A 17,076-nucleotide genomic window follows, 5' to 3' on the forward strand; every position below is an offset into this window, starting at 1 on the left:
AACCAACAAAAACACACACAACTGAAAGCTAAACAGACATATTTGAAGGGAAAATCAGTTTTTGTAGTTTCTTTGATCGTCATCGGAATTACCATACTGACCGTTTATTTAACCGGAATAAATTACAACCGGAGTTTGACTTCAAACCTGTATTTGTCATTAGGGATCATTGCAACCACGCTTTTCCTGTTTATGACTTACGGGCTTTATAAAGGAATCGGACTGATTGACAATTTTCCAAAATTCAGGAATTTTAAAAAAGGGGATATTATCGGACATACAGCACCCACTTTTGACACACCGGGGCACCATATACACCGGTACCGGAATTACATTTCTGATGCTGTGTTTTTTAAAATGGCCGATGTTTTGGCCTTCTAAAAGAATTGCTTGGCAATAAAGATCCTGTCACCGTTGCCATGAAATAATCCTGAAAATTATTATAAATATTATACCTGTTGTTAGTCACTGGCGTTTGATTCCCTATCTTTCAAGGCTATTAAAGTATGCTGTTAATGTTCTTGGTCTTCTACCTATTATAGTTTCCAATATTAAAGAGTTACCACCGTGAAACCCAAACTGATCATAATGTTCGAACATCGTCTTTAATTCGTTTTTAGCAAATCCTTCTGGCATTTCTGTTTTTTTTGCGAAATCTTCAAAACTAATTTCTTTGGCCTCAACTTTAATTTTTAAGGTTTTTCCAATAATATCCGCCAATTCATTACGATCATACATTCCGTCGGAAGAAAGTTCAAAAGTGCCATGATCTAATTTATTGTCAATAAAAGCAATAGCTACGACATCTGCTACATCCCGGTAATCTACATAACTCATCCTGGACCATTTAGAATAAGGTAAAGCAACTTTTTTTGTTTGTTTGATAACAGTCCAGTTCTCGCCGATTGTTTGCATAAATATTGCCGGTTGGAGGATAACAAATTTGATATTTGATTCGTAAAGTGCTTCCTCTACAGGGCGTTTGGCCGCATGATTTCCTAAAGATAATGATGGGTGATAGACGCTGGAAAAAACGAATTTTTCGATTTCTGCTTCCCTGGCGGCTTTAACCATATTTAATCCCATTTCAACTTCATTTTCCACAAAAACGGGATTTAGGTAAAAAACACCATTTATATCTTTAACTGCATTCCTTAGACTGTCTATATTGTTCAAATCACCAACTACGGTTTCATCAGCTCCGTTTTCTAATGCGTTTTCCCCTTTTTTATCATTTCTTACAAGGGCTTTTATCTTAATATTTTTTTCCTTGAGTGCAGGTATTATATGTTTTGCAAAATTTCCGGTGGCCCCGATCATTAGTATTTTCATATTCTTATGTTTTTTCAAAATACGTTGTTAATTCAGATGGAATGACATTATACCCGCTGTTGTTGATAAATATAAGCAGATAAAAAACACCTTACCTTTAAATAAAATAGGGCATTTTTTATCTGTTTTTACAATCTTTTTGGAAGATCTCAACTAAATTGACCTACTTCATAGGTACCTGCCGGAGTTTCAAAAGCAATATTGAAACGGTTAAAGGTATTAATCGAAGTAACCGCCAAGGTCAAATCGACCAGTTCGTCTTCTGTAAAATGCCTGGCAGCCTCTTTATAGACATCATCGGGAACCTGACCATCGTTTAATCTGGTTACCGCTTCTGCCCAACTTAATGCCGCCTGTTCCTTCTCCGAAAAAAACGGCGCATGTTTCCACGCATCCAACACAAACAATCGTTGTGCAGATTCCCCTTTGGCCAACAGCTCTTTGGAGTGCATATCCAAACAAAACGCACAACCATTTATTTGCGACACCCTGAATCTAAGGAGTTCTAAAAGTTGTTTGTCAATAGTGGAATTGTTCAGATGTTTTGAAACGCCATGCATAGCTTTCAACACGGTATTTCCTTGTTCACTGAAATTTTCTAATCGTTGTTTCATTTTTCTTGTTTATTAAAGGTTTCTGCTTATAAGACAAACAAGGGTGATGAAACGTGACAAAAAACAGTTTTATAACCTTTTTAATTTTTGAGGGTCAACAACGGAGTATATGTTGTTGATCTTACCGGTGCCTGTGTTTATATTAAATATCTGGCAGACGATCAATTTATCGCCCTTGTAAAATAGCAGGGCCGGAGTATGGTTGAGCTGTTTGAATTCGATCCGACATTTCTTTAGAAACAGATTATACACTTTGATGGCGGAACGCGAAACTGCTTTGATGCCTGAAGTGAATTCCCTCAATACCTTAACCTTACCTCCTCCGTCAGCCTGGTAGGTGATGTGTTCAGATAGCTTTTCTTCCAGTATTCTGACTTCTCCCTTTCTGATAAGGTCAACGTATTCCTGTAGGAAATCATTAGAGGAGATACTTCCCGAATTGAAATCGGAGCCTTGTTCGTTTAAGGCTTTTTTTGCACGGCTCAACAGTTGCCTGGAATTATCAACAGAAAAGGAAAATACTTCGGCAATCTCTTGATGGGAATAGTTAAAAGCCTCCTTTAAAATAAAAACGGCACGCTCCTTTGGGTTCAAATATTCCAACAAGACCAATATAGCATAGGATGCAACCTCCTGACTGTTGATTTTTTGGTCTGCTTTTTCAGTGGCTATGGGCTCAGGTAGCCACGTGGTTTGACCGGCCATTTTTTTTGCTCCTTTTTTTAAGTTGATAGATTTGTTGATGACGCTTTTGATTAAATATGCCGATTCGTTTTTAACAGTATCCCTGTTATGTTCAATATAGTTTGCCATTACGTCCTGTATAACATCATTCGCATCATCTATACTGCCAAGAATGTTATAGGCGTAGGGAAATAAGGTTGTTTGATAATCTTTTGAAATGCCCATTAAGTGACTTTTATGAATGATACTGCTAACAGTTTTGTGTGAACGTCATTAACGAGAAAATGCGCGGGTATTTTTTGCTTATGCAACAAAGTTACTAAAAAACACCTTCTATAGATGCTTTTTATTAGGGTCTGTTAACACAATGGATATTATTTTTGAGATATGATACTTACCCAAGGCCAATGCTTAAAGATCGATCATTTGTTTTCACCCAAATGGTAAATTCGGACAACATTTTGATTAAGGCACACCCTGCTCTTTGAAGTATTGCAAGCGCTGCGAATGTCTCCGGCTTCGCAGCCATTTACACGTCAATGACAAGCCAATACAACAAGTTCTTACTTCGGCAAGTGCTCAGGACACTGCTTTGTGGTTTTCCAAGTCATGGGTTTTATTTTACCACAAAGGCTCACGAAGCAGGCACAAAGTTACACAGAGCATTATATAGAAATTAAAAGTATAACTCAATAGATTTATTTCCGGAGCTTCTCGCTGTATTGGCCAAGCAACTCCTGCTCTACAAAGTCTGGATCAGGCTGAAGTCGAGATCTCTTTTAGGGAGCATTCGATCAAAAACCTCTCGACTGCGCTCCTATAATCTTTTTGCGGTGAAGATATCCCCATGTCTTGAGTGCATCGACTACCGGATGAAGAGATTTTGTATGTGGCGTAGCACTGTACTCCACAATGGGAGGAAATGCGTCAATAACTTTACGTCTTACGAGTTCGTTCATTTCGAGCTCTTTAAGTTCCTTTGACAACATTCTGTCACTAATACCAGCTACCTCTTTGGCTATTTCCTTAAATCTTTTTGTTCCATTTAAAATGGCAATCAAAATCTGTAATTTCCATTTTCCATTCAACACTTCCAATGCATCCCGAACAGCCAATAGATCTTTGTTATCACATTTGTTGTTATCCCCTCTTCTGCTCATTACTTACCTTTTGTATAGTGCTTACTAAAAGTATAGTACTAATTATTAGTAATCAAATATACTTAATATTGCATGAGCACTAGTGACTTATATACCCGAAAAACATGTTTATCATATTTTAATTATCAGATCAGTAAAACCAAAAAACAGGAACAATGCAGAAAAAAAACAGTCCAGGCCTTTTGAAATGGTCGTATTATATATCTACCCTATTGTTTACCTTGATCATAGCGTTCTCCGTAGGGAATTATTTGTTTAACAACGATTTTATCCGGGAAGGTTTTATTAAAATGGGCTATCCTACATATATTATTTACCCTTTGGCAGCAATTAAAATTCTTGGGCTCGTTGTGATCTGGAGCAGAAAGCACAATCTACTTTATGGCCTGGCATACGCAGGCTTCTTTTATAACTGTATTCTGGCTGCTTTTGCTCACCTTATGATTCACGATAACGGACAATGGTTTGCGGTTATTGCTTTAATTTTAATTGTGATATCCTATTTTATGTCAAAACAATTGCTGATCAATACGTCTGATAAAGGAGCATCAGGCGAAAAGAGAGGTAAGGTTTGAGCCAGTGTTTCGGCACATCCCAAACAGAGTTCGATATATTCAGCCTCCTGCTCTCCGAAGTGTTGCAGGCTCTTCGTCATGCTGCGGGAGGTTGAAAATACCGCTTACTAAAAAGAGATTTCTGCCGGTTTTCAGACGGTAAACAGTTACACCTCATGGGCCACCTTGGCAAACTTATTTCTGTACTCAATCGGAGTAAGCCCTGTGATCTTTTTAAAGATATCCCTAAAAGCTTTCGTATCGGTATAACCTACATCAAACATGATCTCCGTTACATTCTTTCTCGATGCTTCAAAGAATGTTTTGGCAGCTTCTATTCTTACCCGTTGTATATATTCGATGGCTGTATTGTTGGTCGCCTCCTTAAATCTTCTTTCAAATGTTCTGCGGCCCGAATTGATCAAATTGGCTAAAGTTTCTATCTTTATTTTATCGCAATAGTGTTTTTCGATATAATCCTGTACTTTCTGGATATCATCATCATTGTGATTCCGTTGACCTTTGAATATTGCGAACTGAGATTGGCTGTCTCTCCCCATATCCAATGCAAAATATTTTGAGATCATGACTGCCGTTTCCCTGTCGGAAAACTTTTCAACCAGGTATAACAGTAAATTCCATAAACTACTTGCTCCGCCACTACTGTAAATATTATCGTGTTCGGTTATTATTGCACCATCTTCGACCTCCACCTCCGGGAATCTTTCTTTAAACTCACTGATATAAGCCCAGTGTGTAGAGCATTTTTTGCCATTGAGCAAACCTGTTTCGGCTAAAAGAAAAGCGCCGATGCACAAACTGGCAAGACGGGAACCTTTTTCGTGTAATTTCTTAAAATAAGGTATCGCTTCTGCATTGGCCCGAATCCCTTTGGCCGTATCGCCAAATACAGGGGGGATGATAAGCAGGTCGGTTTCGGTCACATCTTTGAGCAACCTGTCGGTTTTTATCATGTATTCGCCATTGTTAGCGGGTACATACGCTCTTAGCCCCACATACTCGACCTCGAAAACGGGCTTTTTGCCAAATGTGGTTAAAAACTCATTAGCGGTATGGAAGGTTCTGAATGGCGGTGTAACGGCTTCAATAACGCCATACTCGGGTACAAAGACAGAAATCTGCATGCCTACTATTACTGTTAAACCGCAAGATAAAAAATAGTTTTGTCATAATCCCCCCCTAAAACTGTCATTTTCACAACAGCCGTGATTTCATACCTCATTGTAACTTTGAATTATAAAATTTAACAAACAAAAATTAATCACAATGGAACAAGTAACAAGAATTACGGTAGAAGCAACAGCAAATGCTCCCGTAGCAAAAGTCTGGAAGGTATGGAATACACCGGGCGACATCATGCAATGGAACACGCCCGACCCAAGCTGGCATACGCCAAGCAGTGAAAACGACCTGCGGGTTGGCGGTACGTTTAAGAATAGAATGGAAGCCAAAGACGGCAGCTTCGGTTTTGATTTTGAAGGCATTTATGATACGGTAGAACTGCATAAGGAAATCAGCTATACCATGGGTGACGGAAGAAAGGCCACCACCTTGTTTGCCGAGCAAAATGGCAAGACCAGCATAACAACCACATTTGATGCGGAGACAGAAAATGATCCGGAGTTTCAGAAACAAGGATGGCAGGCTATCCTGAACAATTTTGTAGCATATGTTGAATCGACGCATCCGTAAATGAATAAAGATGAAGAAGTATAAAATAATCTTTTGGGTAGCAACTGCCATCATCATACTTTGGGAAGGAGTAATGCCGCTCGGCACCGTGCTGTTTGCACCGGAGTATGTGAATGCAGGCACAGCACCTTTGGGCTATCCCGATTACTTTGCCTACGCGCTTATTATCTGTAAAGTACTCGGCGTTTTTGCGATTGCTTACCCCAATATACCGGGCAGGCTAAAGGAATGGGCGTATGCAGGGCTGACGTTTAGTCTGATCTTTGCATTCATCAGTCATGCATGTGTCGATAAGAACGTCGGGTTTATGCTGATGCCACTGGTAGTGTTGGGTATTCTTGCCGTTTCCTACATCTATAACCATAAGATCCGGACTCATGGCTAAGACGAATTATCAAAGCATTGATCAGTATCACTAGGTATTTAGCGGTGAATCCCCGGCGCGGATGCAAACCAACCGATAAACCACTACCGGAAAAGCTGATCAAAGAAAATCATCACCTTCAGGAAAAAGGAAAACGAGGAAATGGCGAAGGGTAGCCATACATAAGAATGAATTAATCACCATTAAATTTTAATACCATGGAAAGTAATTCTGTTTCATTACACCGGGTCATCAAGGCAGATCCGGAAAAAGTATTCCGGGCATTTGCAGACCCGGTAGCACACTCAGGTTGGTTGCCGCCTTATGGATTTGTATGCACTGTTCAGCAAATGGATTTTAAAGCAGGTGGTACGTTTAAAATGACCTTTATTAATTTCAGTACAGGGAACAGCCATTCTTTTGGCGGAACGTATCTTGAAATAAAACCGAATGAATTTATTAAATATACCGATAGGTTTGACGATCCCGATTTGCCCGGAGAAACAACCACAACCATACAACTGAACAAGGTTTCGTGCGGCACTGAACTTCATGTGGTCCAGGAAGGAATCCCCGCGGCAATACCGGAAGAAATATGTTATTTGGGCTGGCAGGAATCGCTGGAGAAATTAATAAAACTTGTAGAGCCCGAAATACCTGATGCTTAATTTAATCTGATTATGACTGACTCTGATAACGGTAAATTGGTGAGTGCGGTTTTTATAACGTTCTCCGGGAACTGCAAAAAGGCACTCACCCATTACCAGACCTGTTTTGGCGGTACCCTGCAATTCGAGACTTTTGGAAGGGAATTGCAAGGGTATGCCGAAATGCCTGTCGTAAGCGGGTCGTTGGTTTCCGACAGGATAGTCATTCACGGTTCGGACCTGGTACACGACGAAGGAAGAACACTTGGGAATTATATGTCTATTTTTCTACACTGCAGAAATACATATGATAGAAAAGCGCTTATTGAAAAACTAAAATTTAATACGCAGGTTCCTTTTGTCAATAATGACGATGACCAAAAACTGGTTGAGGTAACCGATGCTTTTGATGTGAAGTGGGTGCTGAGCGTTTAGGGACAGCATAGGTACGCCATGAAAGGCGACCCTAAAGAGCGGCTTTTGTGATACCGTAAGGGTGCTTCGACCAAAGTGTCTTTGTCGGTTATATCCCCGCTCTACGAAGTGTTGCAGGCCCGCTTGAGCCCGGCGGAAACGAAGGCCCATTGTATAATGCGTTTACTTCGATAAACTCAGTACAGGTGTAACGCACGAAAAAAGGTTGTGCCAAGGCAGTACGCTTTGCCTCCTCATCGCATATCCTTAATAGCATATCTGCAACCCGGGAAAAATGCAGGCTATATCACCCGGTATGGCAGGCTTCGGAGCAATGATAGCACCCGTTTACCTGGTTGTCATGTTTCCGGGCCTCTCTTACGGCACTTTGACAATCGTAGTGGTAACCCGCCAGGATTTTCCAACTGCAAAATCCTGCCGTTTTAAAGATCGTTTTTTCAAGTTTGTTCGCCCGGAAAATCTGAATTACAGCCAATTATCACCAAACGTTTTTCCTTTTTTAATCTCTAACTATTTCAGAAATCAATGCCTTATATTCCTGAACATTCTTATCAAATTCCTTCTCTACGTGAAGCCATATTAAAGTTCCTACCGCTAACAATATTCCTCCAAATATGAATATAGACATATTACTACTTGATTTGAAGATTAGTGCAGCTAAAAGACCTAATATGAAGATAATATGTAAATAAACTACCCATTTCAAAATAGGGTGTTTAGTAAAAGAAATTTCTACATTTGAGCCATTTTCAGTATCTACTTGAAATATTTCTCCATTTAAAATAACTTTATTTTGCGCATTGAGGGCATCCAATCCAACCAGAAACCGTTTCCGTATTCTAAATTTCATTGAATTTTTACTATTCTTATTAAGTGCAAATATGTGAGCACGTCCAAGTGAGGATTCCAGTTTTTCGAAAATCTCTTTAGGACTACTTTTTGCCTGGAAATTCCATTTTTTCATAGTATTATTATTTAAAATGTTTGCCAACGGTTTGTGTATGAATTATAAACTTTGTGAGCACTAGTTCTGTTTTTTCATTTCAGTAGTATACTTTTCCAGTTCAGGTTCATTATTCATTCTTGCGATTTGAATCGCTTTTTTATACCATTTTCTCGATTCTTTAAAATTTCCTTTTATCTTATAATAATTTCCTTTTGCAAAATGTAACATTGAAGCATTCGGAAATTTATGAAGTCCTGATTCTAAAATCTCAAGAGCATCAGCTAACCTGTTATTGTCAAGGTAAAAACCGGAAAATCTCCTGAACCATCTGGCTTGTCTATAGTAATTCTTAATAAAAGTTTTGCCGTCGATTTCAGGCATTAACTCCTCAAAAATTTTAAAATTATTTTCTTTATGAGCTTGCAATAAAAGGTAGTGTTTTGTGTCAGAGTGAATATCTTCTGAAATATGATATTTTTTGCCCCTGGTTTGATAATGTTTTTTAAGACTTTCAATACCTCCGAAATCCAAAAACTCTTTAATTGAATAAAACCGGATTGGACCATAGTCACTAAAAAATAATTTCAGCCCCTCATTTATAGTGGTTAATGGCGTTGTGTAATGATTCTCTTTATCTGAAAGATTATAGTTCCATTTTATGTTTTTTACCGGATGCTTTTGAAAAATGGAATCTAAAGAAGACATGGATTCTGTTGCCCAATTTTCAACAGTTCCTAATGTTGCATATAGTTTTAAATCATCTTGTGCGTTTTGTTTCAACATTTTGCTCACCATTTCTAAGCGGTCTCTGGAAATATGTGTGGGACTTGCCAAAAGAAAGCCATTAAAAAGATAAGGTTTGTTTGCAAATAGCTGAATACCCAGACCGGCTGCCATTTCCCAGCCAAAATAAATTCGCTCATCCAGTGTTCTATATTTGGTATTTATGTCGGGAATCAGTTCTTTTTCCAGGAATCGAATAAATTTAGACGACTCTTTATAAAATAGATTGCGTCTTTTTACAGCGTCTGTGTTAATCCCGACAACAATGAATTCTGGTGCAATTTCCCGCCAGGCAAGATTTTGCTGGAATACAATGCCATTCAAAAAATAACGTTGTGCATCAATTACATAAAGCACCGGATATTTTTTTGAATTTTTCGTGTAGTCAGCAGGTAAGAAAATCTGGATTTCCCGTTCTTCCTGTAAAATATCAGATTTAAAAACTATTGAATTACCAAATGCTTTTTCGTTTCTATTTTGAGATACAACCTGATTTATTGTGAAAAGAAGGATTAGTATGAAACAGACTTTTTTCATATTATTTTTCGTAATTAGGGCTAGCTCCTAAATATACGCAATATTCTTTATTGAACTTGAACATCAAACACAGAGGTAATATACTGAAAAACATAGTTTTGATCCCTAATCACTATTTTGAGTTCCATACAAGTAGTTGTTGTAAAATACCTAAGTCCGCTTGTCATTTACCAATAGCCAAAAAGTCAGGTCTTTTTTTCATAGTTTTGGTTTGGATTTCAAATACCAGCGACATATTCTCCCGATAAAACAAAGGACGAAACACTATGCACCGGGAAGGGGATATTACATTATTGAAAAAACCTCAATGAAAAATCTACTATTCGCAGTTTTATTCACTTCCTTTTTTAGTACCCGGGCAGGAATTTAATTTTGGCATTTGCCATACACTACCCGGGGAGTATAAGTGAATGCATGGGAATTGTGTATATTTATATGCTGGCTGCAAGTTGAAAACAACGTATAATTAAATATTTGACATTCAAAACAATATAAAAGACATCTGTTTCTATTAAGTGTTTTGTAAGGTTCAAAGGATTTCCAAAGACAGGTAAAAACCGGAGCCTGTTAAAAAGCCGGTCATCAATTCTGAAACAGAATCCGATCGTCCGGCCAGCCGTCGGCATCCGCTTTTAACCGTTGCAGCCCGAACCGCTTGCCATTCTCGCCTGAAGGCGGGTTTTCGAGCCAATAGGAATAACTGACCCAGTCCGGATGCGTTCCATCCAGCTTTTCACCTTTGATAATACCAATATGTCCCCGTCCGATACGGGTGCTGTTATCCCAGATAAAGGTCTGTTTATTGGGCATAAAAACGGTTCCTCCCCCGTTGTACATATTCGTACCGTTCTTGTCTACATATGGTCCGCGGATATCGGTTGACCATCCCATACGAACTTCGTAAGTAGCGTTCTCCTCGTGGCCGAGACCGGTACCCCAGTTCACAAAAAGCCAGAATCCGGCTGTACCGTTTTTGGTCCCCGGATATATGGCAGCGGCTTCAATGGCACTATTTGCCTTGGGCTCCTTTCTGGCCAGGCTCCACATATTGGTCAGGGTCGGATGCCTCTTTCCATCCGGGCCAAGCCGGATCAGTTTGATCCCGCCGAAATGCGATCCGAAACAAAGGAACCATGAGTTTTCGGGCGTACGGACCGGACAGGGATCCAGGGCATTGTACGGATCGCCTTCCTCGGTTGAGATCACAATTCCCTTATCGACCCATGCATAATCGGGATCGGCCGGATCTAATGTTGTGTTCGTGGCGAGCCCAATGGCCGATTTGGTACTCCCAAGGCTGGATACACAATAATACATGCGGTACTCTCCGGAGATCACATGATAGACAATGTCAGGGGCCCAGGCCATATTTATGGGGCTGTAGTCTGCCCAGAAGGCAGGGCGGGTGGGAAATACGTCCGGTCCGCTGTTCCACACGCCGCTTTCCGGCGACGCGGTCCACCTCATTCTGATGCCTCCGCCGGTCGAGTACCAGAAATACTTGTCCCCAGACTTTATAATGCGCGACGCATCATTCAGGCCGGTAAGGCCAACCAGTCCTGTTCCTTCAGACATTTCGCTGGTTGGTTCAGCATTTACGGATAACATTGTTTGGGCAGGTCCGGCTTCGGAATTACAAGCCGAAAATACGGCACAGACACTCAGAAATACAAAAAGAGAAGTTTTCATAATTGGCATTTTTGGTTAATTTTTAAACGGGAACATTCTGCTTACAACGGACATCAGGGGCCGGCTGACAAGTGGTGTTGTCCAGGGTTAACTCTCCATGATGTAAGTCCGGGTAAATAATTTCTCCTCAACAGTAAAATAAGGGAATACAAATGCAGCATCAGGGGACTTTTGTCCAAATTCAAAGCAAAAATGTTGAGTTTTACCAATTTTATGGTCTTAATACTGTAGCCTTATCCAATTGTAGGCTACAGTGTTAGGGAAAGCTTCTATCTCATGCCACAAAATCCTAAAATTGAATTTTACAAAATTCACTTAAAATCAACAAAAGAAGATCATTTAATTTTTCGAGAAATATTTGAACATATTTATAAAATTCGGAATGAAGATTGTTTTGACTTTTTAAAAGTCCCCGACTGCCGCCCGGTTAAGTATTGAAAGAGGATTTGTAGTATGCCGTAAAAAAAGGCATTGCAAATTCCACGTTCGACGGAAATTTGGTTAGGTATTTTTTGGTGCTATTTTGGTGTATGTTTGTATTAAACATACACAATTTAACGTCATGGCAAGACAAACAGTAACAATTAACGCACCCAACGACCTTTGGATGAAACACCAGCTTGAAAAAAAATATTCAAGCAAAAGCGGGTCGATCAATGATTTGATCCGTAAAGAACGCTTATGGCCGAGGAATGAACTGATCAGGGGTGAAGAAAGCGGCATTTCAAACAAAACCATGACCGAAATATTGCAAACCGCCAAAGAGCGTGCTAAAAAAGGTTAAATGAAGTATCTCCAACCTACCAGGCAGAAAAAGATCTTATCTAAAGATACCGTTTTTTTACCGTAGAAGACCCTATTAGGATCGTTAGGATTATCGGGAGACAAAAATTTCCCTAACCTTTTCATTTCATCACTCCAACACCACGCCTACGCCTATCTTTTCCAGTAAATAAGGGTTGTGATCTATCACTAAAAGATCATTGTGTACACTGAGTTGCTGCAATACCTTGTACAACAAATCGATATCGGCATAATGCAATCCTATGCCGGGTTCGTCTAATATTAATAGTTGATCTTTCGTTTTGTTTTGCAACCAGTTGAGCAACAACAAACGTTGTTTTTCTCCGGAAGAAAGTGATTTTACCGTTTGATCGAGCCGTACATGAGAAAGCCCTATATGGTGCAATGCCTGTAATTGCTGTACTGCCTTAGCTGTACCAGCATAAGGGGCTATCCAATCCAGCAATTCCGTAACGTTCAGCGCCAGGACATCTGCAATATGTTTTCCGCCTATGGTATAGGCTAAAACAGCTTTTTGATAGCGTTTTCCCTCGCATACATCACAAATTTCAATATGCCTGGCAGCTATATCCAGACTCGTGGCTACGACACCGCTTCCCAGACAATGCGTACACTGACTGGTTTTGGTCTTATACGAAAAGGCTGCGGCCTTACCCCCTGTTTCCTTCGCAAATACCTTAGTGATCACTTTTAACAGATCTAAATAGGCTACCAGCAATGTACTGTTATACGCTTGTAATTTTTTTGGTTCAAAATAATGTACACTTAGATATTGCTTCGGAAAATCAATACGCTTGCAATATACAGGTCGATGCTGCTGTAAACTTGGCATTACCACCTCTTTGACCAAAGTAGTCTTCCCGATACCCGACTTCCCTGTTATGGCTGTAATACCGCCTACCGGGATATCGATTTGTGCTCTTTTGAGACTGTGACGTGCTATGCCTTCTATATGAATATGCGCTTTTCCCTGCCGAAAACGTACCGCACTGCTTTTTGTTTTTACATAAGGATGACATACTTCCGAAGACCGGTAAGCGGCTGCACTTCCCTGAAACGTAATTTCACCACCCATACTTCCTGCCCCCGGGCCTATCTGCACCAAATGATCGGCCGCCAGCATAATATCTTTGTGATGCTCAATGACAATGACCGTATTGCCCTTGGCTACAAGCGTTTTCAGCAAAGCGATCAGATCGGGTATATTGTTTTGGGATAAGCCCGCCGAAGGTTCATCCAGCAAATAGGTTACCCCTTGTAACGGACTGTTTAATTGTTTGATGAGCGAAACCCGCTGTTGTTCGCCGCCACTCAACGTGCCCGACTTTCGGTTAAGCTGTAAATGGTCTATATGCAATTGACGCGCCCGCTCCAATGTATGTTGCAAATGCGCATGTAATTTTGCTACCAATTCGGCATCAACAGCATCTTTTGGCCGACTATTGACCAACCATGCTTCGAACGCCTGTAAACTCATCGCTTTCAGATCTCGCATGGAGTTGCCGCCCAGGGTAACCGCCAAACGCTGGGGTTGTAATCCGCTTCCCTGGCAATGACTACAAACTTCCGGAGTGAACAAAGCGCGTAAATGTTGAATATTTTTGTTCTTTCGGGTAAGAAAGTATTCGTCCGTTAAATAGGTAAACAAGCCTTTCCACACCATCTTTAGCTGTTGGGTTCCCGCTCGTGACCTGGTTTTGAAAGTCCAGGTCGTTTCCCAGGTTTTCTCCGGAATTCCATGAAAGATCACCCCCCGTTGCTCCCGGGTCAATGCCTTAAAAGGCGTTTGCAGATTAAAACCATACGTCTTTCCTATTTCACTTACGATCGCCATATACTGTCCGCCTGCCTGCCCGTAGTAATACAAGGCTTTGTTGTGCTCGAAGAGTCCGTCGGCAATGCTCAGGTCCTCATCCAGCACTATTTTGGACAGATCGGGAAGCAATTCTTGTCCCACGCCGTCACAAATACCACATTTCCCCAATTCGTGCGCATTCGAAAAATGACTGGCCGACCATTCCCTGCCTTCGTATTGTGCTTTACGCGAAAAGGCAAAACGTAAACTTTTATCGATATCGGTTTGTTTGGCTACATCCGAACGCCCGGAAAACTGCTGATCTTTCCGGGTGATACAAATGCTGGGCGTCAATCCGGTGATATGATCTGCTTCAAAATGATAGTCAACGCCTACCCTGTTTTGTTGATAGCTTGAAAATTGTTTGCTCATTTCCTGTAATCCGTAGCCATGCAGGGTATCGATCACCAAAGAAGATTTTCCCGATCCTGAAATTCCCGTAACCACCGTGAGCTGTTGTTTGGGCAACGTAACATCAATGTCTTTTAACGCATGAGTCCGTGCTCCCTTGATACGAATGGTGTCAGTAGCTGATTGTTCGGGAATACGTTCGCTTACTGCAGCTATACTTTCGGCATTATTTACCCATACATCGCACCCCGACTGAAACAAAGCGTGATTCTCAAAACATACGATCCCCGAAGTTTCGTGTTTCAACTGATGCAAAGCCTTTAGCAGTTGTACTACATTTTGCTGGTGTAGCCCGATACTCGGTTCTTCTAACACTAAGATGGTTTGTTGGGCAGGTTTCGCAAAGTACTTGGTGAGTTTAATACGCTGTGCTTCGCCTCCGCTTAATGTGTTGGACGGTTGCCCGAGTTTGATATATCCTAAACCTAAACGCAGCATCAAAGTCAGAATTCCGGATAATTTCTTTTCATGCCGAAAGAGATCATACGCTTCTGCTATACTGAGATCATAAATTTCTGCGATGTTCTTAGTATTCCAATGTACCTGAAGGACTTCCGGCTTAAAACGTTTCCCGTTACACTCGGGGCAGGTTTGATTAATGGTTCCCATAACACTCATCGAAAGGGTAATAACCCCTGCTCCTTCACAACGCGGGCAACGTCCTGCTTTGTTATTAAAAGAAAAGGCGCTTTTCTTCAATTGCAATGTCCCGGCTTCATCGGTTTTTGCCAACAGGTCCCGGATCTTATCGGCCATTCCCGTATACGTCGCCGGATTGCTGCGCGGCGTTTTTCCTATCGGTTGATCGGATACGGTGCGTAATTGCAGTGCCTGTTCTTTGCCATAGGCTTTGATCGCATCTAATACGGCAGCTGTTTTTCTGCTTACTACCGATAAACTTTGTGCGGCCGGCTGAAAGTCTGCTTCTGAAAGCTGTTGCCGTTCGCTGTTCGAATTTTGTGCGGGAGAACGCAATTCGGCCAATGTCGGGCTCGCTATACCTTCTGCCTGGAGAAAGGCTGTCCGCTTACCGTTAAAGATCACCTCCCCACCATGAATCCCGGCTTTTGGGCCTAATTCTATAATCCAATCTGCTTGCTGAATCAAATTCAAATCGTGCTCTACGACCATTACCGTATTTCCCCGGCTGATCAAACGTCGTAAAATGCCATACAAATGCTGCTGATAGGCCGGTGACAATCCGATAGAAGGTTCATCAAAAACATATAAAATCCCCTGTAAACTACTGTTTACCTGTTTAATGAGTTTGATGCGTTGCCCGTCTCCACTGGAAATATCCATACTCGGCGTGCTCAAACGGTAATGATCCATCCCCAACCGGATCAAATCGTATAACGGGGTGCACAATTTGTCTACCAGCACCTGCTCTCCTGCCCGGTACTTCCCTGCCCGGAGTTTATTGTACAATTCCTGCAAAGGCAACTCCATCCATTCCTGAAAATTCAATCCTTTCCATCGATACTTCAAATGTTCGGCCCTGATACGTGCACCCCGGCAACCGGGACAGATTTTAGCACTTGTAAACCGGAGAATACTCGGATTCCGGTCCAGCCGGAGAATATTGCTCATAATAGGCAAAATTCCCTTGTAATAACCTATTTCACGGGGTTTCGCCTTAAAACCTTCCCAGCGCAGGCGCGATTCCAGACTATGCTTTCCGTAGTACACCTGTATACGTTCACTACCATTCCAGATCACCTCCTGTTGTTCGGGAGTCAGGTCTTTCCACGGAATATCTACATTAAATCCGTGGGCTTCACAAACCTTGTTCAACTCCTCAACGGTAACCTGCGAATACACGATATAACCGTTGGGCAAGGTGGTTACAATAGCTCCTTCGCGTAAAGTTTTGGTTTCGTCTCCCACCAGTTTAGCTGTATCGATATATTCGGCTTCACCGATTCCGCGACATTCCTCACAAGCGCCTTTGGGATGATTGAACGAAAACAGGGACTTACTCATGCTTTCTGCTGCGGAGTACCGGGCGAACAAAATTCGAAAAATGGGCGTCAACTCGGATAAGGTCCCAAACGTAGCATTGATCGATTGAAAACGCCTGGATTGCTCTACCTTGATCACCGGCGGAAGCCCGGCTATATCATCTACCGAAGCTGTTGGTATCGAAGCTGCATTTTGTTGATTGTAAGCCGGCAAACTCTCTAAAAAATACCGGTAGCCTTCATTCCCGATCACTCCCATGGCCAGGGAAGATTTCCCCGAACCGGAAAGTCCTGTAACCACAATGAATTGGTTTTCCGGGACTGTTAAAGCTATATTCTTAAGATTGTTTTGGTAGGCGTTTTGAATGCGCATGTAGAACCTTCTTTTGCAATAGAAGTGGCAAAGGTACTTAGAGCGTGTTTAAAAAGAATTCAATTGGCTAAAAAAATGCCTTTTTTGTCAAAAACACGCGGTTATTTTTCAATTGCGTTTTTAAAAAAGTACTGATCTACAGTATCACAACCACCAAAATAGAACTACATGAATAATCGTAGCTAATTTTAGGGAAGATTACAGCAACGCTCTC

At 41.2% G+C, this 17,076-nt stretch carries 17 protein-coding genes; 7 read left to right on the top strand and 10 right to left on the bottom strand.

Going from position 1 to position 17,076, the window contains the following annotated elements; translation table 11 throughout:
• Nucleotides 1-42: 42 nt before the first annotated feature.
• Nucleotides 43-381: a hypothetical protein gene (locus tag LS482_RS08815; RefSeq protein WP_233031413.1), complete on the top strand. Its 339-nt coding sequence runs from the start codon at nt 43-45 to the stop codon at nt 379-381.
• A gap of 102 nt (nt 382-483) precedes the next feature.
• Here the strand turns inward: LS482_RS08815 and LS482_RS08820 are convergent, their stop codons facing one another.
• The 4 genes from LS482_RS08820 to LS482_RS08835 all read right to left on the bottom strand — a co-directional run bounded on the left by LS482_RS08820 (nt 484) and on the right by LS482_RS08835 (nt 3,790).
• Complete coding sequence (locus LS482_RS08820; RefSeq protein WP_233031414.1) at nt 484-1,332, bottom strand: SDR family oxidoreductase; 849 nt, start codon at nt 1,330-1,332, stop codon at nt 484-486.
• A 149-nt stretch (nt 1,333-1,481) separates the two neighbouring features.
• Nucleotides 1,482-1,946 carry a carboxymuconolactone decarboxylase family protein gene (locus tag LS482_RS08825; protein WP_233031415.1) on the bottom strand — a complete coding sequence of 155 codons (465 nt, stop codon included), beginning with the start codon at nt 1,944-1,946 and terminating at the stop codon, nt 1,482-1,484.
• Between the two features lie 69 nt (nt 1,947-2,015).
• Nucleotides 2,016-2,855: a sigma-70 family RNA polymerase sigma factor gene (locus LS482_RS08830; RefSeq protein WP_233031416.1), complete on the bottom strand. Its 840-nt coding sequence runs from the start codon at nt 2,853-2,855 to the stop codon at nt 2,016-2,018.
• 569 nt (nt 2,856-3,424) lie between these two features.
• On the bottom strand, nt 3,425-3,790 hold the full coding sequence (locus tag LS482_RS08835; RefSeq protein WP_233031417.1) for a winged helix-turn-helix transcriptional regulator: 366 nt from the start codon (nt 3,788-3,790) through the stop codon (nt 3,425-3,427).
• A 155-nt stretch (nt 3,791-3,945) separates the two neighbouring features.
• Here LS482_RS08835 and LS482_RS08840 point away from each other — a divergent pair, with 155 nt between their 5' ends.
• Entirely contained in the window at nt 3,946-4,365 is a 420-nt protein-coding gene (locus tag LS482_RS08840) for a DoxX family protein (protein WP_233031418.1), read from the top strand.
• 146 nt (nt 4,366-4,511) lie between these two features.
• Here LS482_RS08840 and LS482_RS08845 read toward each other — a convergent pair whose 3' ends face one another.
• Nucleotides 4,512-5,489, bottom strand: a complete 978-nt coding sequence (locus LS482_RS08845) for a GlxA family transcriptional regulator (protein WP_233031419.1) — start codon at nt 5,487-5,489, stop codon at nt 4,512-4,514.
• 142 nt (nt 5,490-5,631) lie between these two features.
• On the opposite strand from LS482_RS08845, the gene LS482_RS08850 reads away from it, so the two are divergent.
• From LS482_RS08850 to LS482_RS08865, 4 genes are all read left to right on the top strand, one after another.
• Entirely contained in the window at nt 5,632-6,057 is a 426-nt protein-coding gene (locus LS482_RS08850) for an SRPBCC family protein (RefSeq protein ID WP_233031420.1), read from the top strand.
• A gap of 10 nt (nt 6,058-6,067) precedes the next feature.
• Nucleotides 6,068-6,442, top strand: coding sequence for a DoxX family protein (locus tag LS482_RS08855; protein ID WP_233031421.1), 375 nt, complete (start codon nt 6,068-6,070; stop codon nt 6,440-6,442).
• A 197-nt stretch (nt 6,443-6,639) separates the two neighbouring features.
• Nucleotides 6,640-7,089, top strand: coding sequence for an SRPBCC family protein (locus tag LS482_RS08860; protein ID WP_233031422.1), 450 nt, complete (start codon nt 6,640-6,642; stop codon nt 7,087-7,089).
• A gap of 12 nt (nt 7,090-7,101) precedes the next feature.
• Nucleotides 7,102-7,503: a VOC family protein gene (locus LS482_RS08865; RefSeq protein WP_233031423.1), complete on the top strand. Its 402-nt coding sequence runs from the start codon at nt 7,102-7,104 to the stop codon at nt 7,501-7,503.
• Nucleotides 7,504-7,789: 286 nt separating this feature from the next.
• Here LS482_RS08865 and LS482_RS08870 read toward each other — a convergent pair whose 3' ends face one another.
• The 4 genes from LS482_RS08870 to LS482_RS08885 all read right to left on the bottom strand — a co-directional run bounded on the left by LS482_RS08870 (nt 7,790) and on the right by LS482_RS08885 (nt 11,458).
• Nucleotides 7,790-7,978 carry a hypothetical protein gene (locus tag LS482_RS08870; RefSeq protein ID WP_233031424.1) on the bottom strand — a complete coding sequence of 63 codons (189 nt, stop codon included), beginning with the start codon at nt 7,976-7,978 and terminating at the stop codon, nt 7,790-7,792.
• Nucleotides 7,979-8,002: 24 nt separating this feature from the next.
• On the bottom strand, nt 8,003-8,467 hold the full coding sequence (locus LS482_RS08875; protein WP_233031425.1) for a DUF423 domain-containing protein: 465 nt from the start codon (nt 8,465-8,467) through the stop codon (nt 8,003-8,005).
• A 60-nt stretch (nt 8,468-8,527) separates the two neighbouring features.
• Entirely contained in the window at nt 8,528-9,769 is a 1,242-nt protein-coding gene (locus LS482_RS08880; protein ID WP_233031426.1) for an alpha/beta hydrolase-fold protein, read from the bottom strand.
• Nucleotides 9,770-10,351: 582 nt separating this feature from the next.
• Nucleotides 10,352-11,458 (bottom strand): arabinan endo-1,5-alpha-L-arabinosidase, encoded by a 1,107-nt coding sequence (locus LS482_RS08885; RefSeq protein ID WP_233031427.1) that lies wholly within the window; start codon nt 11,456-11,458, stop codon nt 10,352-10,354.
• Nucleotides 11,459-12,020: 562 nt separating this feature from the next.
• Here LS482_RS08885 and LS482_RS08890 point away from each other — a divergent pair.
• Nucleotides 12,021-12,242, top strand: a complete 222-nt coding sequence (locus LS482_RS08890) for a CopG family transcriptional regulator (RefSeq protein ID WP_233031428.1) — start codon at nt 12,021-12,023, stop codon at nt 12,240-12,242.
• A gap of 129 nt (nt 12,243-12,371) precedes the next feature.
• Here the strand turns inward: LS482_RS08890 and LS482_RS08895 are convergent, their stop codons facing one another.
• The gene (locus LS482_RS08895) at nt 12,372-16,862 is read right to left on the bottom strand and encodes an excinuclease ABC subunit UvrA (protein ID WP_233031429.1); all 4,491 of its coding nucleotides are present in this window, start codon (nt 16,860-16,862) and stop codon (nt 12,372-12,374) included.
• Between the last annotated feature and the right edge of the window lie 214 nt (nt 16,863-17,076).

The organism is Sinomicrobium kalidii (assembly GCF_021183825.1).
Classification (GTDB): Bacteria; Bacteroidota; Bacteroidia; order Flavobacteriales; family Flavobacteriaceae; genus Sinomicrobium; species Sinomicrobium kalidii.